Below are 18,547 nucleotides of genomic sequence, written 5' to 3'. Positions count from 1 at the left end.
AATCCTGGTGGCTGACGCCGCATCCTGAGAAATTTCGGTATGATGCGCGCCATATGAGGCAAGAGTCCCAGGCAACGCGTCCGGCGGACGGTATTCGCCCTGCCGGTCGGGTGTCAACAACTCCGATGCGCTCGCCCGGGATTGTCCGGCCCAACTCCCGGCACAACCATGGCCTTTCCGGCCGGTTGCTGGTAAAAGCGCGAACCACGCCCCGACCCTTCGAGGCGAAATTCCCAGGGAGAATGCCATATGGTCATCGTCACGGCGCTGCTGACGGCCAAACCCGGCAAGGAAGCCGAACTCGAAGCCTTGGCCACGGCCATGGTGGAGCACGTCAAGGACGAGCCCGGCGCGTTGGAGTACACCCTGCACCGGGGCGTGGACAATCCCCACATCTTTGTCTTCCATGAACGCTACGCCGACCAGACGGCCTGCGAAGCCCACATGGGCACGCCCTACCTGGCGCGATTCCTGGGCCAGGCAGCCGAACTTCTCGCCTGTGAACCGCAGGTCCATTTCCTGCGCGAAGTGACCCGCATTCCGGTGAAGGACGCGGACAAGCGGGTCTGAGGCCGGATCGCCCCGCGTCGGACTGAAGCGGCCCGCCGCGATCCCCGGCCGATCGCGTCGTTTCGAAAGGCCCCCTCTCCAGTATGCAAGCGGCTGTTGGGCCTGACTTTTTTCGCGCCCTACCGGCGCGGCTTTCAGCAGGCCCCGCGCATCGCGCCCGTGCAACACCCTGTCAGGGCCGACTTCTGGAACAACCACGACCCACCGGAGGTCAATCATGAACACTCCCGTCATCCTGGTGGCTCTGCCGGTCAACGCTCAGGACCGCGTCCTGCTCGACGGCCTCATCACCCCGCTGGGCGCGCCCGTCTATCTGGGCGACGTCCCCGAAGAAAAACGCGGCGAGGCCCTGGCCGGGGCCAAGGCCGTGATCTCTTTTCATCCCGAACAGGAGTTCGGCCCCCACCTGGACGCCCTGGGACCGGGCCAGCTCCTGCAACTGTCCTCGGCCGGGCTCGACGTGTTGCCCTTCGACCGTCTGCCCGCCGGCCTCGTGGTGGCCGGCAACGCCGGCGTGTTCGGCCCGACCATGGCCGAGCACGCTCTGGGCATGCTCCTGTGCATGGCCAAACGGCTGCGGGAGGAAGACGTGCTCATGCGCCAGGGCCAGTTCAACCAGATGCGCCAGAACGTGCTCCTGGCCGGCAAAAAGGCCGCCATCCTGGGCCTGGGCGGAGCCGGCGGGGCCATCGCCCGGCTCCTTGACGCCATGGGCATGGAGGTCTGGGGCGTCAACACCGACGCCAGGCCCCACCCCCACGCGCGGCGCACCGCCACCCTGGCCGATCTGCGCGCCGTGGTGCAAGACGCCCTGGCCGTGTTCGTCACCCTGCCCTTCACCCGGCACACCCGGGGCCTGGTCAATGCCGAAGTGCTCGGCTGGATGCGCCCGGACGCCATGTTCATCAACATCGCGCGGGGGGAGATCGTCAACGAAAAGGACCTGTACGAACACCTCGCGGCTAACCCCGGATTTAGGGCCGGCATCGAATCCTGGTGGGTGGAGCCCTTCCGGCACGGACACTTCGCCGTGGACTACCCGTTCCTCGATCTGCCCAACGTGTTGGCCTGTCCGCACAACTCGTTCAACGTGCCCGAGTGGCGCGGACTGGCCCTGAGTTCGGCCGTGGCCAACGTGAAGCGCTATCTGGAAGGCAAGCCCCTGAACGGACTCATGCGGCCGGAACTGCACGCCGTCTAGCAGCCTGAAAAGTCCTTGCTGGCTGCGTTGCTGCGAAACGCTCAACCCCTCAACGGATGCCAACTCCGCTTCGGGCTTGACTTTTTCTCGCGCCTTGCCAGCACGTTTTGTGAACAGGCTGCAAGAATCGACTTTTTGGGCGGGCTGCTAGCGGGGGCGCTGGACACCGTGGGTTCGTGGGCCTGTTCACGAACAGACTGACACGACGCGAAAGAACGTCAAGCCCGAAGCGGAGTGCGAAGGCGCGTCCTTGCGACCGTTGCGGTCCGTCTTGCGGCATGGAGGATTTCGATGCAGGCGCTCTTGCGCAACTACGCGGCAAAACTGGCCGCCGCCGGCCTGTGCGAGCCGGACGGCGCGGTATTCGCCGCCCTGGACGACACCCTGGTGACGAACCGGACGGCTGAAGTTTCCGGGCCTATGGCCGAAATCATGGCCCTGACCGGCGCTTCGGCCCTGCTTTTCACGCCTCCGGCCGAGCCCTACCGCACCATAGTCGACTTTCTGGCCCGACGCGCCGACACGGCCATCGTTCCCAGCGACTGCGAGACCCGCACCTTCCAGCACGACCTGCCCGTGGTCAGGAACTTCGATCCCGGGGCCATCGCCGCCGCGCTCACCCGGCGAAAAAGCGTGATCGTCCCCGGGCGTGGGGTGCTGACCCACGGGTCCATCAGCCCGGAGCAAGCCTTTGTGAGCGCCTGCTCGGTGCTGTTCGCCTGTTTCGTCAAGTTCTTCAACGACTACCTGCCCTTGCACCGCCACGGGACTGCCGATCGCGACTACCGCCTGGCCATGGAACGGGCCGCCCGTTTGCTGCCGCCCAAACGCACGGACCTTCCCCGACTCCTGCCCGGGCCGTTCACGAACCGCGCCCAGGCCGAAGCGGCCATGATCCAGGTCGGCAAGGCCACGGTGGACTACGCGCTGGTGGATTCCTCGTTCGGCAACGTTTCGGCCCTGGTGGACGGCGTGCTGCACATCAGCCAGACCGGCTCCAGCCTGGACGAACTGGCCGACTGCATCGACCCCTGTCCGCTGGACGGCTCCACCTGCGCCGGCCTGACGGCCTCGAGCGAATTCGTGGCGCACCGGGGAATCGTGGAACGCGCCGGCGCGCGCACCATTTTGCACGGGCATCCCCGTTTCGCGGTGATCCTCTCCATGGATTGCCAGGAACCGAACTGCCCCCACCGGGGACGCTGCCACCTCGATTGCGACCGTCCGCGCTTTCTGGGCGACATCCCCGTGGTTCCCGGAGAAGTGGGCACCGGCCCCAAGGGGCTGGCCACCACCCTGCCCCCGGCCATGGAGGGGCGCCGGGGCGCGATCGTCTACGGACACGGCCTGTTCGCCGTGGGCGAGAGGGATTTCAACGCGCCCTTCGCCACCCTGCTCGAAGTGGAGAATTTCTGCCGGGACGAATATTTTCGCCGCATCGCCGAGTAAAGCCCCCAAGCGGACTCCCTGCGACTCGCCGGACGCGCTTTTGCCCCGAAGGCCAACCGGACGCGGCGCGGCAATCCGCTTGACAGTTCTTGCGGGAACACGAAAAAGAGTCCGGTTCCGCGCTCGCTCCCCGGGCCCGAGGGCCTTGCGCGTCGCGTCGGGCGTCGCGCCCGAACGGACCGCGCCCCCCGGCGCGCAACGAAACCCTTCCTTTTCCGGCCGCGCCCCGCGGACCGACGGGGCTGTCGATGACGATCAAAAAGCATTCGAAAACCGCCGCCGCGCACAAACGCCTTCGCGTCCTGCTGGTGGTCGTCGCGCTGTCGGCTGCGATGGCCTGGATATGGGGCTCGTTCTGCGACGACATCACCCAGCTCAAGTACATGCGCTGGGAGATCGGCCCCAAGATGATCGACCTGGCCAAATTCCAGGGCACCGAAGGATTCACCGACACCAGCGCCAAGCAGGAGGTCCACCCCGTCTATTCGCCGGCGGACTCCTACTGCTTTCTGATCTTCGGCCAGTCCAACGTGGCCAACTCCAGCGCCAGCGATTTTCAGCCGCGAAACGAACTGTACAACCTCTACAAGGGCAAGATCTACAAGGCCACGCCGCCGCTGCTCGGCGCGGACGGCATTCTCTCCAACCCGGCCCTGAAGGCCCTGGACATCTTCGCCTCCAAGCATCCCGGCAAGAAAATCTTCATCATATCCATAAGCATCTCCGGGAGTTCCGTCTTTCACTGGGCCAAGGACGGCTCGCTGCACAACAAACTGGTCCAAGCCGTTGCCGAGGCCGACCGGGCGGGACTGCCCATCACCCACGTCATCTACCACCAGGGCGAAACCGACTGCACCATCCACACGCCGGTGGGCTACTACAAGGCCGCGCTCAAGTCGGTACTGGACGACGTGCGCGCCCTGGGCGTCACGGCCCCTATTTTTCTGGGCCAGGTCTCGATGTACAAGAGTTTCGACTGCCCCGATGTCTCGAACCCGGACTGCTACACGCAGTGCCCCAGGTTGCTGAGGGCCCAGGCCGAATTGTGTCGGGAGATCGAAAACGTCCATCCCTGCGTGAATTCCGACCGGATTGTGGGCTGGTCCCACCGCTACGACGGCTACCACTTCGACGCCCAGGGCGAAGCCCTCTTCGCCAGGGAGATGGATCGCATTCTCGAAGACTACGCCGCCAAGCCCCAGTGACGCCCCCGCGCCCCGTCGACGACGTTTCGCGCGACGGGTTTCCGGTGGTCCCAGGCCTTTTTCACAAGCCCCGGAGCGCACCCGCGCAAACGGCGCGTTTCCGCCCCGCTCCCGGAACCGATGAGACTTCGCCTCAGGCGGCCCCTCAGGCGGCCATGTCGCGGCGCACCTTGTGCAGCCCCTCGGTGACCACAGCGGCCACGTAGAGCACGGCGTTGATGATGCCCATGGTCAGATCGGGCCGGCGCTTGCGTTCGGGCGCGACCTCTTCTTCCTGGCCCTCCTCCCGGCCGTAGGTCACGCCGGTCAAGCGCTCGTACAGGGTCACGGCCTCGGGGTCCTCGCCACCCAGGCTGATGGCCTTGAGGGCGCTTTCCCGGGCCTTTTCCGGCTCGCGGCGAAAGTGATGGGCCTTGGCCAATTCCAGATGGATCCGGGGATCGCCGGGGGAAAGCCACAGGGCGTTTTGCAGGGCCATGTGCGCGCCGTCCCAGTCGCGCCCGCTGCCCAGCTTCAGGGCCAGGCTCAGGAAGGGATTGAACTCGCTGGAATCCTTTTGCAAAATGGTCAGGAATTCCTGCTTGTAGCGTTCAAAGCGCTCCGCCTCGGCGCAGACCTTGGCCGCGCGGGTCAGGGCCACCCGGTAGCGCACGGCGTCGCCCTTGGCCAGCCAGCACCGGGCCAACCCCAGGTGCGCCTCGGCCAAAAGGGCGCACAGCCTGGTCGCCGCGCTGAAGTTCTCGATGGCCTGATCGTAGCGCCCTTCGGCCAGGCTGCGAAATCCCTGCTCGCAGTGGCGCACCGCGTCGGCCTCGTCGCTTACGGCCTGATCGAGAACCGGACGCGCGCTCTCCACGTCCCCGGCTTCGACCTGCAGCACCGCCTGGGCCACGGCCCTGGATTCGCGGGCGAGAAACGCCCCGGCCTGGCGAGCCAACGCCAGATGCTTGCAAAAGGCCTCCATGGAATAGGGGCGCACGAGATACCCCACACATCCCAGGCGGATGGCCTCCAGCACCGACTGGCGACGTCCGTCGGCGCTGACCCTGATGGCGGGCTGAGTCCTGAAGTCGGAACGGGCGCGCAGGCGGCGCAGAAATTCCCACCCGGTCATGTCGGCCAGTTGGTCGTCCACAAAGAGCATGTCCACGCGCTGGCGTTCGAGAATCCGGAAGGCCATGGCGCCTGTGGCCACGGCCCGAGTGGCGGAAATACGGGCGTTCTTGGCGAACTGGCGGTCGATCTTGGCGTGTCCCTCGTGGGCGGTGACCACCAGGGCGAACACCGGAAGGACACGGGGAGAGCGCTCTCGTGCTGCATTCATGACTGACCTCTCTCACGGAATGTGGCGGCGGCACCGATCCGCCGGACCGCGGCGCGGCCGTCGCAAACGTGCAACGAACGACCGCGTCGCGATCTCCTCTCCCCACAACCCCTATCGGAGAGACTCGAAATTGCTTTAGGGGGCTTTCGGGCAGAAAATCCGAACGCCTCCCCCTCGCCCGCGGCCACGCGCTTTCCCCGCCCCGCCGTCATCGTCCCGAAGCCGGAGAGCCGCAGTATCCGTGCGCAACGGTCGAGTTTCCCGGCGCGGAAAATAGTCCTTCCATATTTTTTCTCTCCTATGATATTCTTGCGCCATTAGGCTCCTTCCGGGCTTAGCAGCCTGTTGAAAAATTCTTGCTGGCTGCGTTGCTGCGAAAAGCTCAACCCCTCAACGGATGCCAACTACGCTTCGGGCTTGATTTTTTCTTGCGCCTTGCCGGAAAATTTTTTGAACAGGCTGCAAGAATCGACTTTTTTAGGCGGGCTGTTAGGCCTTGACCAGGACGACTTCCCCCGACTCGGGCGCGCGCCGCCGTTTCGCGGGACGATGATCTCAGGAGGATACATGAGGCATTGCACAAAGCCATGGACGTGGACCGCCGCCTTGGCCGCACTGGTCCTGACCGCCTGTCTCGGCGCTCCCGAAGCGTTCGCGACCCCGCGGGAGGACGCGGACAAGGCCCCGGGCCGACAGCTCGCCCGCAACGCGGTCAAGGCCCCGGGGGCGCGCTGGACCACCGCCGACCACTCGACCTTCGAGGCGCTCAAAAAGGACTTCGCCAAACCCGAGGATGTCACTGCGGCGTGCCTTTCCTGTCACGACCTGGCGTCCGACCAGATCCACCACTCCATCCACTGGACCTGGATCTGCTCCGAATGCGGCGACGGAAAGTCCATGGGCAAATACGGCAAGACCCTCAACAACTTCTGCATCGCCGTACCGTCCAACGAACCGCGCTGCACCTCGTGCCACATCGGCTACGGCTGGAAGGACAAGAACTTCGACTTCGCCTCCAAGGATCGCATCGACTGCCTGGTCTGCCACGACACCACCCACACCTATAAGAAGTTCCCCACCAAGGCCGGATATCCGGTCACCGAACCCACCCTCTTTCCCGAGGACGGCGTGACGTATCTGCCCCCGGACTACAAACTCATCGCCGGCAAGGTGGGACGCCCGGACCGCGTCAACTGCGGAGCCTGCCACTTCTACGGCGGCGGAGGCGACGGCGTGAAGCACGGCGACCTGGACAGCTCCATGGCCGCGCCGAAAAAGTCCCTGGACGTGCACATGAACGCCGAGGGACTCAACTTCACCTGCCAGCGCTGCCACACCACCAAGCAGCACCAGATCGCCGGCCGCCTCTACACCACTCCGGCCGCGCCCGAGCGCATCAGCCTCACCGAGGCGGACCTGGCTTCCAAGATCGCCTGCGAGTCCTGCCACGGGCAAAATCCCCACAAGGACGACGCCAAGGCCAACGACCATACCGACAAGGTGGCCTGCCAGGCCTGTCATATCCCCCGCTTCGCCAGGGTGCTGCCCACCAAGATGTCCTGGGACTGGTCCACCGCGGGCAAGAAGAACGCCGAGGGCAAGCCCTTCAAGAAGAAGGGACCCTTCGGCAAGGCGATCTACGACACCAAGAAGGGCGATTTCGTCTGGGAAAAGAACGTCGTTCCCAGCTACTTCTGGTTCAACGGGGCCATGAGCAACCTGCTGGTCACCGACACCATCGATCCGAGCACGGTCGTTTCCCTGAACCACCCGGTGGGATCGCCGGACGATCCCAAGTCCCGCATCATGCCCTTCAAGCGCCACACCGGGAAGCAGCCCTACGACCCGGTCAGCTCCACCATGGTCATCCCGCACCTGTTCGGTCCCAAGGACCCCACCGCCTACTGGACCAGCTACGACTGGAAGACCGCCATCGAGTCCGGCATGCGCTCCGTAGACCTGCCGTTCTCCGGCCAGGTCGGCTTCGTGGACACGGAATTCTTCTATCCCACAACCCATATGGTCGCCCCCAAGGACGACGTGCTCCCCTGCCGGGAATGCCACGCCGTGGAAGGACGGCTCAAGGGATTGCCGGGGGTCTACGTTCCGGGTCGCGACGTCCACGCCACGGTGACCACGGTCGGCTGGACGGCCGTGGCGGCCGCGCTGTTGGCCGTGCTCGGCCACGGCATCATGCGCCTTGTTTCCCGCAAGAGGAGGAACGGACAATGAGCGGCGAAAAGACCACCGGAAAGATGTTCTACATCTATACCCGCTACGAACGCTTCTGGCACTGGTTGCAGGCCGCGCTGATCGCCTGTCTGCTCGTCACCGGATTCGAGGTGCACGGGACCTTCACCCTGATCGGGTTTCGAAAGGCCGTGGCCGTCCACACCTGGCTCGGCGTGTTCTGGCTGGTGGCTTTCGCTTTCTTCCTCTTCTGGGTGGCCACCACCGGCGAATGGAAGCAGTACGTGCCCACCACGAAAAAGATGTTCGAAGTCATGCGCTTCTACGCCTACGGCATCTTCCTGGGTTATCCCCATCCCTGCCCCAAGACGCCCGACGTCAAGCACAACCCCTTGCAGCGCCTGACCTACCTGACCCTGGCCGCCCTGCTGCTGCCCTTCATGATGGTCACCGGGCTGCTCTACTGCGTGTACAACGACTGGCCCACGCTGGGCCTGGACGGCTTGAAGCTCTCCGTCGTGGCCCTGGCCCACCTGATCGGGGCGTTCGCGGTGCTGGTGTTCCTGGTGGTGCACGTCTACATGACCACCACCGGCCACACCCCCCTGGCCCACGTGAAGGCCATGATCACCGGCTGGGAAGAGACCGCCTCGGAGCAACACCAGGACTGGGAGAAGCGATCGGCATAGCAGCCTGTCGGGAATTCGCGACAGGCCCCCGGAAACGACGCGTTGACCGAGCCCTGGGCAGGTCCAACGCGAGGTGATCCAAAACAACCGAAACGCCCGGGGAGCGGAGAGACCGTTCCCCGGGCGTTGACGCAAAGGATATTTCACGAAGATAGAGGTTGAAATCAAACACAAAAATCCTCAGATCTGTATTCCTTGACAATCCGCCTATCTGTTAATAATATAATAATATTTTATGTTTCGACAAGTTTACACAGAAACAACGCCAGAAAGTAAAATCATAGTTCAGGCCAAACCCCATTGAAAAACAAAATAGCATCACTCCTTAAGCGTTGTAGAATTTTTTTTAAAAACCCCATAGTTATTACACTCGTTACCATATTTACAGCCATTACCACAGTTTTTATTACACCACCAATACAAAACCACAAGGACACAACCAAAATTGACTGCCTCGTCAAATATTACAACGACATGCGAGCAGATAACCATAGAACTGACGAAGTCTCCGATTGCGAATGCCAAAAAATGTGCGACAAAGCTTCGGACAAGAATAATTTTGATGATTTATACCACAAGGCGGACGAAAAAGAGCAAGAAGCACTAAAGCCGTACATGATATGTTTTAACAAAAAAGATCAAATGCAAAAACAATATGACACCATCATCGAAGCCCACAGCAACTATAGACACACGCCTAACATGACCAATGCCCAAGCGTTCCTTGATACTGCCGCAGAACTCATTCCTAATGAGGACTGTTTCTTTCCCAATAAATATAAAAAGTATTCCCGGATCAGAGAAGAGATCCGTTCAAAGGTGAACCGAATCATATCTAATAGATTAACACTTGAGAATTTGTTTCAGGACTTTAAGCACGCACCCAATGACTCAACAAAGAAAATCCTAGAATCCCAGAGCAATGAATACCATAACTTGTTAAGCAGCCTTGGGTTCGTCCCGGAACATGACGAAGCACTTATCAAGACCATCCAAGAAACGATTACCGACTATAACAAAGCAAAATTGGACAAGCTGGCAACGAGAAACAATGACACACAAGCCCAACCGCATTCAATCGGAAATGGCCCTCCGCAAGTCAAGATCGAGTCTGACAACCAATCACCACTTTTACGTTCAGAACGTACAGCTCTCACAATTACAATATATTTTGAGAATTCCATAAAACTAACCCCTGATGTCACAAGCGTAGCGGGTTATGTCATAGAAAAACTACACACCCATGACATTCTAGCGCTAGAGGAACAAAATCCTCACGCAAACTATTCATTTTATATTTTACCAGGAGATATACGCGTTAGCGAATCCCGCAACAAAGATGGCGACTTTGAAGTATATCTTCAAATACGTTGCCGACAATTCACTGTTCCATTCCATGGCAGTGGCAAATCCAGCAACGCAAAGGGAGCAATGACCATGGCTCAACAAGGAGTTGCAAAAGCAATCAGCAACGAGATAGCAAAGAAGATAATCACGAGCAACGAACAGACCATACACAGCAGATATACGACCATACAAAAACTATAGCCAGGGAGATACGTTCCATGAAGAAGTCAACCACCACATACACTCTATACATATTAATACTACTGCTAACTCCATCAAACATAGCTTTTTCTCAGCAACAACATAGCAGTAGCCCTCCAACCCAACAAGCAGGACCTCTTGAGTTCACAGCAACGGATGCAACACTCACACTGTTCAAGGGCGGTATGGGCAACACAATATTTCAACCAAATATTACAGTTAAAATAAAAAATATTTCCGCATCTACCGTTGGGATACTACTATGCAAAAGCTGTTTTTCAGCATCAGACAATCAGGGACAGCAGCTATTCGGCCATGGCCTCACAATATCTGGCGCCAGCTTTTCAAATACAAACCCTGATTCTTTTCAAAAAACCTATCGGAATGAGCTCGACATAGTTACAACATTATTTCCAAACCAATCTTATGAAGTCCAATTTCATTGCAACACTACCAATATGACTACCAATTGTCTCATGCTCCATGATTCTAGCGGAAAAATTCACGACACGTACAACTCAACAAGTGTACGAATCTCTGGATTAATTGCCTTAAAATTTGCCGCTGCAGAACCCATGTTAATCCCGTTTTCACTTTCAAATATCCCTCTTAAGACTTTTTCAAGATAATAGACTGTGCCCTACAAAAAATATGACACCAATCTTATCAAGTTCCAAAAGAGCCCGCGTCAACCATTTCAATAGGGCTAGACACCCCCCCCCAGCATCTCCCGCAAAAGCATCACGTTGAGCCACGTCACCACCGCGCCAATGCCGACGAGCAGCCACTTCGTGCCCGGAGGGTTGGCCCATTTGCCCATGACCCGGGGCGACGAGGTGAGGTGGACGAGCAGGAAGATGGTCAGGGGCAGTTGCACGGACAGGGCGATCTGCGAATAGATGAGCCCCTGAAACGCGTCGGGCAGCACGAGAATCACCAGATAGGCCACACCCAGGGTGATCCCCACGCCCAGACGGGTATGCACGTCGCAGATATTGTAGGGCTCCTTGAAGAGCCCGGCGAAGATGGCCCCTCCGGCCATGCCGGCGGTCACCGACGAGGCCAGGCCCGCGAGCAGAAGGGCCACGGCGAACACCACCGCCGCCGCCTTGCCCAGAAGCGGAGCGAGCAGTTCCTGGGCCTGGGGCAGTTCGGTCACCGCGACGCCGGACTTGAAGAACGTGGCCGCCGCCAGGAGAATCATGGCCGAATTGATGGCCCAGCCGATGATCATGGAGAGCAGGGTGTCCAGAAATTCGTAAGAGAGCTGACGCTTGATGGTGGCGTCGTCTTCGAGGTTCCACTGCCGGCTCTGGATGATTTCGGAGTGCAGAAACAGGTTGTGGGGCATGACCACGGCCCCGAGCACGCTCATGATCACGGGCAGGGCTCCCTCGGGAAAGGCCGGGGTCACCCAGCCGGCGGCGGCCCGCACCCAGTCGATCTTCACCAGCCAGAGCTCGAAGATGAACGACAGGCCGATGAGCGACACGAAACCGATGATGACCCGCTCGATGCGTCGATAGCCGTGGGCGTAGAGCATCCAGGCCACCACGGCCAGGACCAGGAGCGCCCCCACGCCCAGGGGGATATCGAAGAGCATGTGCAGGGCGATGGCCCCGCCCAACAGCTCCGCCAGGGCCGTGGAGACCGAAGCCAGCACGGCCGTGCCCAGCACGAAACGCGAGACCGGCTTGGGAAGATGTTCGGTGGCGGCTTCGGACAGGCACAGCCCCGTGGCGATGCCCAGGTGGGCGGCGTTGTGTTGCAGGGCGATGAGCATGAGCGTGGACAGGGTGACCATCCACAACAGGGCGTAGCCGAACCCCGCTCCGGCGGCCACGTTGGAGGCCCAGTTGCCGGGATCGATGAAGCCCACGGTGACGAGCAGTCCGGGGCCGATGTATTTGAGGATCTCCCTGGCTGAAAAATGCGGCTTGTGACGCACCTTCAGGGAATCGAAAAAGTCGGCCAGGCTCACGGCGCGCCCCTCCTTGCAAAAAGCGCCCCCGCCCGGACGTGGTCCCGGCGGGGGCTGTTTTCCGCTTCCGCCTCCGGCGAACCGGTTGGTCCGGCCGAAAGCGGTCCGATGGTCATGCTCAGGCCTTGTCCAGGGCGTCGTTCACCGCCGTGGAGACGATGTCGTAGAACCCCTCGTGCTTGCGACCCGGTTCGGACTTCACCTGGTCGGCCGCGCGGGCCACCTTGGCCAGGAGCTCGTTGAAGCTCTTTTCGTCCATCCCGCTCATGGCCAGGGCGTCTTCCTTGGTGATGCTGCCCATGTGGGCCATGGCCGCGGCCGTCGTGGCCATCACGGTCTTAACGCCTTCTTCGTGCATGGTGCTCCTCCGCGCGCTACGGTTATCGGCGCATGCGGACCATTGCGCCGGATACATTCGTGAACCCTTTTCCTATTTACCGGAAATATCGTGCCATTGTCCAGGGACCGGACCCGATTTTCCAGGCTTCCCGAACGATTCGAACGCCCGGTTCACGCCCGCCGACACGTTTCCGGGCGTGACCACGCGAAGTCCGTCGAAAAAAACGCCGCGCAAGCCCGTTCACACGGCACACCGGCGGGGAGCACAACACCGTCCGCCACCGCGTCCCGCGTCATTTTCCTTGCCACAGGGGCTGGCGTTTCTCGCGAAAGGCGGACACGCCCTCTTTGGCGTCTTCCGTGGCGCACAGACGGGTAAAGGCCTCGTTCATGAACTCAAACGCCTTGTAGTAGTCGCAATCCGCCGCCGAATAGAAGGACTTCTTGGCGATCCGCATGGCCACGGGGCTTTTGGCGGCCAGGGTCCTGGCCCAACTGCGCGCTTCCCCGGCCAGTTCCTCGTCCGGGACCACCCGGTTGACCAGGCCCATGCGCGCCGCCTCCTCGGCCGGGACGAATTCGCCGAAGAACAGCATCTCCAGGGCTTTTTTCCTGCCCACGGATTTGGACACCGGAATCACCGGGCCAATACAATTCAGTCCCACATTGATGGCGGTCAGGCCGATGCGCGCCTTCGCGCCGACAATGGCCAAGTCCGCCGCCGCCACGAGCCCGGCCCCATTGGCGGCCGCCACGCCCTGCACCTGCGCGATCACGGGTTTTCCCATCCGGCTGATCGAAACCAGGGGCGCCTCCATGCACTCGATCCAGGCGCGCAACTCCTGGATGGACTTGCCTTCGATATGGCTGACGTCAATCCCGGCGCAAAAGGCCTTGCCTTCTCCCTTGATCAGGACAACCCGCACCCTGTCGTCGGCCTCGACCTCCCACAAGGCCCGGTCCAGTTCCACGGCGAGCCCGGGGGTGAAGGTGTTCAACTGGGCCGGACGATTGAGCGTGATCTCGGCGACGAAATCGTCACCCACGCTGACAGCGATATTTTCGTACTCCATGAACGGTTCCTCCTTGCTTGGGTGTCGGTCGGGCGCTCCACGAGAGCGTCGTCCCAAAGACAAATATACCGTTGAAGGGAAGCCCGACGCAACTGTCCGAACCGCCTCTGCGCCTCCGGGGCGAGCGCCGGAAGCGTCGGGGCGGATCACCCCCGCGCCGGGAAATCCCGCTCCCCGTAGCGCTGTCGCATCCAGCGGGCGATGCGTTGCGGCGGCACGGCGGCGAGCATGGCCTCCAGACAACGGGCATGACTGTAGTGATGGGCCAGGGCGGCGCTGGGCAGGACGGCGCACGCATTCGCGCGACGCAGGGCCATGTTCACGGCCAGTTCGTCCGTCACGGGGGCTCCCCCCACCATGCCGGTGGGAAAGGGACCGATGACCTCCACGGCCTTGCGGTCGTACAGCACGCAATGGATGATGAGACTCGGGGTCAAAAAATAGCGCCCATGGGGAAAGCGAGCGTATTCTTCCAGGTAGCGGCCCTCCAGCACCGCCTTCCAGACCAGGAGGTGGTACTCGGGGTCGTCGAAAACCCGGCTGCCGGCGCCCTGCCGGGCTATTTGCGGAAAGCGGGACCGATGGAAGGAGGTCAGGCACTGCCTCCCCGTGACGCTCACCGGGGTGGGACAGCCCACCAGCAGCACGCTGGGGTCGGTGCGCGTCTGCCGGTGCGCCGCCAACAGATGATCGAGCCAGTGGGGGCCGACGAACACGTCCTCGTCGAGCTTCACGACGCCTTCGTCCGCGTGCCGGGCCAGGATCCGGTTCTGGGCCTCCATCACGGCGGGCACCAGCCCCCGGGGCGAACACCGGACATGCCTCGCGTTGGCCCGACGCGCGACGAAGGCCTCGACGCTTTGCCGGTGGTCCGGTTCCACGTCGTTGTCCAGCACGTAAATGGTCCGGAAACGGTCCAGGTCGGTGAAGCGCTCCAGACACCACAGGCACAGTTCGAAACAGTCCCTCCGGTGCGAGGTGAGAAGCATGAGCGCGGGATGACGAATGCGGCCCGTTCCGGCGGGGCTGGTCACGGTGGAACTCCTTGGCGCCCGGCTTTCAGACGCGCTCGTCGACGAGCGCTCCGCCGGGGGACTCGGGGGAAAGTCCCCGGGTCAGGGCTTCGCCCTGAACGGTGGCCTCCTGGGCGGCGGACGCTTCTTGGCGTTGCCGTTGCCCTTCGGCTTCGGCCGAAGCCAGAATGTTTTGCGGCAGGTCGGCGGGAATGGCGACCGTTCCGTCGCGCAGGGGCCGGGTGACGTTGCTCGGCCGGTCCGGGCTGTCCAGAGGTTTTTCGTAGACTTCCCCGGCGCGCATGGCCTCGGACGCGACAGATTGGGTCTTTCGCATTTCCCGTACGCTCGGAGCGCCGGCGTAGCGCAGAAATCCCTTGAGGGCAAATCCCATGCTTTCAGGCCCTTGTCCCCGGACGCGCCGGGAAAGCCGGCCGCCCGGGACGGTGACATTTTCCGGCCGCGCGTTTAAGAAAACGCCAACCCCCCGCGCCGGAGCGTTGCAAAATCCCCGTTGGCCGCGTGGCTCTCGATACCAACCGCGCGAACCGGCTTTTTCAACGAACCGCCAAGGAGCAACCCGTGACAAAACTCACCATCGGCCAGCCCGTCCCGGACTTTAGACTTCCCGCCGCCCTGCCCGGAGGCGAAGTGCGGGAGCTTTCCCCGGCCGCGTTCGCCGGCAAGTGGCTCGTGCTCTACGTCTACCCCCGGGACAACACTCCGGGCTGCACCGTGGAAAATCAGGAGTTCTCGGCCCTGGCCAAGGATTTCGAAGCCCTGGGCGCGGCCGTGGTCGGGATGTCGAAGGACTCGATCAAGTCCCACCAGGGCTTCCAGGACAAAAAGGACCTGTCCGTGCCCCTGGTTTCAGACCTCAAGACCGAAACGCTCGACGCCTACGGGGCATGGGGAGAAAAAAAGGTTCGGGGCAAGGTCGGCATGGGGACGATCCGGTCCACGGTCCTGGTGGACCCAAACGGCGTGGTGGCGCGGCATTGGCCCCAGGCCAAGAGCAAGGGACACGCCGCCGAGGTGCTGGAGGCGCTCAAGGAACTTGCCGGCTGAAACGGGGTGTCAACCTTCCGTCACGCGTTGGGGCGCCACGGGCATATCCGGGTCCTGGGCTTTTTTGTTCCAATGGTCCTTGACCGCCAAGTAGTCCGCCGGGGAGAGGCTCTGTTTCATCAAGGCGTAATACCGCCCGCGGAAGACCACCAAATCGTGGTAGCTCCCCGCCCGGTCGATGAGGGCCATATAGTATTGGGCGTTCTGTACGTCACTCATAGGGGGATCGTTACATAATCTCCGGGCCCCTGGCAACATTCGCGGGGTGGGCCTTGAACTGGGCCCCAATATTGTATATTACCTCAAGCGATGGAGCCTTCTCGCGCGTGCGAGAGGCTTTTTCCCGGTCTAATCTCTCTTGCGGCGGACGCTCATGCACATTCTGTTGACGATCTGGTGTATCGCTTTTGTTCTTTTCGCTCCCGCACAGGGATTGGCCCAGCCGCAATGCTACGTGGCCGAGGTTCAGGAAATCACCATGCGCACCGGCCCCTCGCTGGAAAACAAGGTCGTGCAGATTCTCAAGAGCGGCTCGCCCCTGGACAAAGTGCGCGAGGAAGGCGACTGGGTCCAGGTGCGCACGGAAACCGGCCGGGAAGGCTGGGTGCTCAAGCGCTACATTACGCGCGAAGTCCCCGCGCGCATCCAGTTCGAAAATTTCAAGGCCAAGAACGCCGAACTCATCGACAAGGCCGACCGGGTCGAATCCATCGTCGGCAAGTACGAGCGGGAAAACAAGGCCCTCCAGGAGAGCCTGGCCAATCTGCAGACGCAGTTGACGGCGGTCAAGAACGACTACGACGCCCTGGCCCGGGCCAACGCCGACGTGACCGACATGACCAGAAAGTTCCAGGAAATGAAAGCCGCCCTGGAAACCGCCCGACAGGACATGGAGAAGATCAAGCGGGAAAACGAAACCCTGCGCGACCTCTCCGACGTGAAATGGTTCCTGGCCGGAGCCGGAGTATTTTTCGGCGGCTGGCTCTTCGGCTACTTCATCGGCCGTTCCGCCAGAAAGAAATCCAACCGCATGTACCTCTGATCGCCCGTCGGAACACGCCGTTGAATCATCGTTTTTCGTTCGATGAACGCCGTCGCGCGGGCAGGTCCCGCTTTGCGGCCATCCCCCGCCTCACCGTCTGGCCAGGGCGACCAGGACCACCCCGCAGACCAGGGCGACCCCGCCCACAAGCCGCAAGACGCGCGGAGGCAGCAGGGCCACCGCCCGCAAGGTCCGGGGCATTTTTTCCGCAAAGAGAAAATAGGGCAGGCCCTCGATGACGCACACAAGCCCCAAGGCCGTGAGCACGGATTTCCAGTCGATGTTCATGGACCGTGTGTGGCCCAAGCCGACGCGGTTGTCCAGCCGCTTGCCGGTCGGGGCAAAGTCCGGTACTGACTGGCCGATTTGTCCTGATCGCATGGAGCGAGGATGATAACGCACCAAGAATTGCAAGAGAAAAAAATCCCCCTCGGCGTCGTGGGCCTGGGATACGTGGGCCTGCCTTTGGCCGTGGCCCTGGCCGAACACTACGCCGTGGTGGGATTCGACATATCGCGCAAACGCATCGAACGCCTGCGCGCCGGACACGACGACACCGGCGAAGTGGAAGGCCTGGCCCTGGCCCGCGCTCCCATCGACTTCACCGACGATCCCAAGCGGCTTCGCGAGTGCGGCCTGGTTATCGTGGCCGTGCCCACCCCCATCGACTCCCACCGCAGCCCGGATCTCACGCCCATTCGCAAGTCTTCGATCACCGTGGGCGAGAACCTGCGCCCCGGCTGCGTGGTGGCCTACGAATCCACGGTCTATCCGGGCCTGACCGAGTCGGTGTGCGTGCCCCTGCTTGAAGAACGGTCGGGGCTCAAGGCCGGCCGGGATTTTTTCGTGGGCTACTCGCCCGAGCGCATCAATCCCGGCGACAAGGTCAACACCCTGGAAACCATCGTCAAGATCGTGGCCGGGCAGGACGAACCCACGCGCGAGCTCCTGGCGGCCGTGTACTCCTCGGTGGTCAAGGCCGGCGTGCACCTGGCCAGCTCCATCAAGGTGGCCGAAGCCGCCAAGGTGATTGAAAACACCCAGCGCGACTTGAACATCGCCCTGATGAACGAGCTGGCGCTGATCTGCGAAAAAATCGGCATCGACACCAAGGAAGTCCTGGAAGCGGCGGGCACCAAGTGGAATTTTCTGCCCTTTCGCCCCGGCCTGGTGGGCGGGCACTGCATCGGCGTGGACCCCTACTATCTGACCTTCCTGGCCGAGGGGCTGGGCCTGCACCCCCAGGTGATCCTGGCCGGGCGGCGCATCAACGACTCCATGGCCAAACACGTGGCCGAGGTGTGCATCAAGCGTCTCATCGCGGCCAAGCGCCCGGTGAGCGGGGCCAAGGTGGCGGTGCTGGGATTGACCTTCAAGGAAAACGTTCCCGACCTGCGCAACACGAAGGTAGTGGACATCATCGCGGAATTGCGCGCATACGGAGTGGAAGTTCTCGTGCACGATCCCCTGGCCGACCCGGAAGAGGCCCGCGACGAATACGGCCTCTGCCTGCGCGACCTCGAAGACGTGCATGGCGTGGAGGCGGTCATCGTGGCCGTGCCCCACGCGGCCTACAAGGCCCTGGATCCGGCCGACCTGGCCCGACGCTTCGCGGGCTCCGGCTCCGGTTTGGTCATGGACGTGCGCGGCGCCCTCGACCGAAAGAGCGTGACCGACGCCGGCCTATGCTACTGGAGGCTGTAACGTGGAGAACCTGCCCCACGTATGCTGCATCGGCGATTGTTGACGGGGTTTTCTGGAAGCGAGTTCGCTTCTGAGATCCCTGCCCAGCGGAGAGGCCATAACCATTGCGTTCGAACCGGACCAGCAGCGGCGCATCCAGATGATCGTCGAC

Annotated in this window: 19 protein-coding genes; 11 read left to right on the top strand and 8 right to left on the bottom strand. The window is 61.9% G+C overall.

The features are described from left to right. The first annotated feature begins 249 nt into the window (after positions 1–249). From ACYQ01_RS15090 to ACYQ01_RS15075, 4 genes are all read left to right on the top strand, one after another. Positions 250–570: a putative quinol monooxygenase gene (locus ACYQ01_RS15090; RefSeq protein WP_459934685.1), complete on the top strand. Its 321-nt coding sequence runs from the start codon at positions 250–252 to the stop codon at positions 568–570. Positions 571–787: 217 nt separating this feature from the next. Then, positions 788–1,771 (top strand): NAD(P)-dependent oxidoreductase, encoded by a 984-nt coding sequence (locus ACYQ01_RS15085; protein ID WP_459934684.1) that lies wholly within the window; start codon positions 788–790, stop codon positions 1,769–1,771. 291 nt (positions 1,772–2,062) lie between these two features. Beyond that, entirely contained in the window at positions 2,063–3,220 is a 1,158-nt protein-coding gene (locus ACYQ01_RS15080) for a class II aldolase/adducin family protein (protein WP_459934683.1), read from the top strand. A 248-nt stretch (positions 3,221–3,468) separates the two neighbouring features. Beyond that, positions 3,469–4,425 carry a sialate O-acetylesterase gene (locus ACYQ01_RS15075; RefSeq protein ID WP_459934682.1) on the top strand — a complete coding sequence of 319 codons (957 nt, stop codon included), beginning with the start codon at positions 3,469–3,471 and terminating at the stop codon, positions 4,423–4,425. Positions 4,426–4,570: 145 nt separating this feature from the next. Here the strand turns inward: ACYQ01_RS15075 and ACYQ01_RS15070 are convergent, their stop codons facing one another. Further along, positions 4,571–5,749, bottom strand: coding sequence for a response regulator (locus tag ACYQ01_RS15070; protein WP_459934681.1), 1,179 nt, complete (start codon positions 5,747–5,749; stop codon positions 4,571–4,573). 567 nt (positions 5,750–6,316) lie between these two features. Here ACYQ01_RS15070 and ACYQ01_RS15065 point away from each other — a divergent pair. From ACYQ01_RS15065 to ACYQ01_RS15050, 4 genes are all read left to right on the top strand, one after another. After that, positions 6,317–7,981: a tetrathionate reductase family octaheme c-type cytochrome gene (locus tag ACYQ01_RS15065; RefSeq protein WP_459934680.1), complete on the top strand. Its 1,665-nt coding sequence runs from the start codon at positions 6,317–6,319 to the stop codon at positions 7,979–7,981. After that, the gene (locus tag ACYQ01_RS15060) at positions 7,978–8,628 is read left to right on the top strand and encodes a cytochrome b/b6 domain-containing protein (RefSeq protein WP_459934679.1); all 651 of its coding nucleotides are present in this window, start codon (positions 7,978–7,980) and stop codon (positions 8,626–8,628) included. Before ACYQ01_RS15065 ends, ACYQ01_RS15060 begins: the two co-directional genes overlap by 4 nt. A gap of 528 nt (positions 8,629–9,156) precedes the next feature. Then, positions 9,157–10,176 (top strand): hypothetical protein, encoded by a 1,020-nt coding sequence (locus ACYQ01_RS15055; protein ID WP_459934678.1) that lies wholly within the window; start codon positions 9,157–9,159, stop codon positions 10,174–10,176. Positions 10,177–10,193: 17 nt separating this feature from the next. Then, positions 10,194–10,805, top strand: coding sequence for a hypothetical protein (locus ACYQ01_RS15050; protein WP_459934677.1), 612 nt, complete (start codon positions 10,194–10,196; stop codon positions 10,803–10,805). Positions 10,806–10,882: 77 nt separating this feature from the next. Here ACYQ01_RS15050 and ACYQ01_RS15045 read toward each other — a convergent pair whose 3' ends face one another. The 5 genes from ACYQ01_RS15045 to ACYQ01_RS15025 all read right to left on the bottom strand — a co-directional run bounded on the left by ACYQ01_RS15045 (position 10,883) and on the right by ACYQ01_RS15025 (position 14,976). Continuing rightward, the gene (locus ACYQ01_RS15045; RefSeq protein WP_459934676.1) at positions 10,883–12,157 is read right to left on the bottom strand and encodes an Nramp family divalent metal transporter; all 1,275 of its coding nucleotides are present in this window, start codon (positions 12,155–12,157) and stop codon (positions 10,883–10,885) included. Between the two features lie 118 nt (positions 12,158–12,275). Further along, positions 12,276–12,515, bottom strand: a complete 240-nt coding sequence (locus ACYQ01_RS15040) for a hypothetical protein (protein WP_459934675.1) — start codon at positions 12,513–12,515, stop codon at positions 12,276–12,278. A gap of 274 nt (positions 12,516–12,789) precedes the next feature. After that, positions 12,790–13,569: an enoyl-CoA hydratase/isomerase family protein gene (locus tag ACYQ01_RS15035; protein WP_459934674.1), complete on the bottom strand. Its 780-nt coding sequence runs from the start codon at positions 13,567–13,569 to the stop codon at positions 12,790–12,792. Positions 13,570–13,715: 146 nt separating this feature from the next. Continuing rightward, positions 13,716–14,603 (bottom strand): glycosyltransferase family 2 protein, encoded by an 888-nt coding sequence (locus ACYQ01_RS15030; RefSeq protein WP_459934673.1) that lies wholly within the window; start codon positions 14,601–14,603, stop codon positions 13,716–13,718. 25 nt (positions 14,604–14,628) lie between these two features. Next, positions 14,629–14,976 (bottom strand): hypothetical protein, encoded by a 348-nt coding sequence (locus tag ACYQ01_RS15025; protein WP_459934672.1) that lies wholly within the window; start codon positions 14,974–14,976, stop codon positions 14,629–14,631. A gap of 188 nt (positions 14,977–15,164) precedes the next feature. Between ACYQ01_RS15025 and ACYQ01_RS15020 the strand changes: the two genes are divergently transcribed. Then, positions 15,165–15,650, top strand: coding sequence for a peroxiredoxin (locus tag ACYQ01_RS15020; RefSeq protein WP_459934671.1), 486 nt, complete (start codon positions 15,165–15,167; stop codon positions 15,648–15,650). A 9-nt stretch (positions 15,651–15,659) separates the two neighbouring features. On the opposite strand, the gene ACYQ01_RS15015 is transcribed toward ACYQ01_RS15020, so the two are convergent. Further along, on the bottom strand, positions 15,660–15,869 hold the full coding sequence (locus ACYQ01_RS15015; RefSeq protein ID WP_459934670.1) for a hypothetical protein: 210 nt from the start codon (positions 15,867–15,869) through the stop codon (positions 15,660–15,662). 154 nt (positions 15,870–16,023) lie between these two features. Here ACYQ01_RS15015 and ACYQ01_RS15010 point away from each other — a divergent pair, with 154 nt between their 5' ends. Further along, complete coding sequence (locus ACYQ01_RS15010; protein WP_459934669.1) at positions 16,024–16,692, top strand: TIGR04211 family SH3 domain-containing protein; 669 nt, start codon at positions 16,024–16,026, stop codon at positions 16,690–16,692. Positions 16,693–16,782: 90 nt separating this feature from the next. On the opposite strand, the gene ACYQ01_RS15005 is transcribed toward ACYQ01_RS15010, so the two are convergent. Then, positions 16,783–16,980 carry a DUF2065 domain-containing protein gene (locus ACYQ01_RS15005; RefSeq protein ID WP_459934668.1) on the bottom strand — a complete coding sequence of 66 codons (198 nt, stop codon included), beginning with the start codon at positions 16,978–16,980 and terminating at the stop codon, positions 16,783–16,785. Between the two features lie 102 nt (positions 16,981–17,082). On the opposite strand from ACYQ01_RS15005, the gene ACYQ01_RS15000 reads away from it, so the two are divergent. Continuing rightward, the gene (locus ACYQ01_RS15000) at positions 17,083–18,396 is read left to right on the top strand and encodes a nucleotide sugar dehydrogenase (RefSeq protein WP_459934667.1); all 1,314 of its coding nucleotides are present in this window, start codon (positions 17,083–17,085) and stop codon (positions 18,394–18,396) included. The last annotated feature ends 151 nt before the right edge of the window (positions 18,397–18,547 follow it).

The organism is Fundidesulfovibrio butyratiphilus, assembly GCF_054657235.1.
This window is presented reverse-complemented; position numbering and strand designations above follow the sequence as displayed.

Excerpts from the sequence above, each read along its gene's own strand:
- ACYQ01_RS15015 (WP_459934670.1), bottom strand. The coding sequence starts at position 15,869 with ATGAGTGACGTACAGAACGCCCAATACTATATGGCCCTCATCGACCGG.
- ACYQ01_RS15070 (WP_459934681.1), bottom strand. The coding sequence starts at position 5,749 with ATGAATGCAGCACGAGAGCGCTCTCCCCGTGTCCTTCCGGTGTTCGCC.
- ACYQ01_RS15065 (WP_459934680.1), top strand. The coding sequence starts at position 6,317 with ATGAGGCATTGCACAAAGCCATGGACGTGGACCGCCGCCTTGGCCGCA.
- ACYQ01_RS15005 (WP_459934668.1), bottom strand. The coding sequence starts at position 16,980 with ATGAACATCGACTGGAAATCCGTGCTCACGGCCTTGGGGCTTGTGTGC.
- ACYQ01_RS15060 (WP_459934679.1), top strand. The coding sequence starts at position 7,978 with ATGAGCGGCGAAAAGACCACCGGAAAGATGTTCTACATCTATACCCGC.
- ACYQ01_RS15075 (WP_459934682.1), top strand. The coding sequence starts at position 3,469 with ATGACGATCAAAAAGCATTCGAAAACCGCCGCCGCGCACAAACGCCTT.
- ACYQ01_RS15050 (WP_459934677.1), top strand. The coding sequence starts at position 10,194 with ATGAAGAAGTCAACCACCACATACACTCTATACATATTAATACTACTG.
- ACYQ01_RS15000 (WP_459934667.1), top strand. The coding sequence starts at position 17,083 with ATGATAACGCACCAAGAATTGCAAGAGAAAAAAATCCCCCTCGGCGTC.
- ACYQ01_RS15085 (WP_459934684.1), top strand. The coding sequence starts at position 788 with ATGAACACTCCCGTCATCCTGGTGGCTCTGCCGGTCAACGCTCAGGAC.
- ACYQ01_RS15025 (WP_459934672.1), bottom strand. The coding sequence starts at position 14,976 with ATGGGATTTGCCCTCAAGGGATTTCTGCGCTACGCCGGCGCTCCGAGC.
- ACYQ01_RS15010 (WP_459934669.1), top strand. The coding sequence starts at position 16,024 with ATGCACATTCTGTTGACGATCTGGTGTATCGCTTTTGTTCTTTTCGCT.
- ACYQ01_RS15055 (WP_459934678.1), top strand. The coding sequence starts at position 9,157 with ATGTGCGACAAAGCTTCGGACAAGAATAATTTTGATGATTTATACCAC.
- ACYQ01_RS15040 (WP_459934675.1), bottom strand. The coding sequence starts at position 12,515 with ATGCACGAAGAAGGCGTTAAGACCGTGATGGCCACGACGGCCGCGGCC.
- ACYQ01_RS15090 (WP_459934685.1), top strand. The coding sequence starts at position 250 with ATGGTCATCGTCACGGCGCTGCTGACGGCCAAACCCGGCAAGGAAGCC.
- ACYQ01_RS15035 (WP_459934674.1), bottom strand. The coding sequence starts at position 13,569 with ATGGAGTACGAAAATATCGCTGTCAGCGTGGGTGACGATTTCGTCGCC.
- ACYQ01_RS15080 (WP_459934683.1), top strand. The coding sequence starts at position 2,063 with ATGCAGGCGCTCTTGCGCAACTACGCGGCAAAACTGGCCGCCGCCGGC.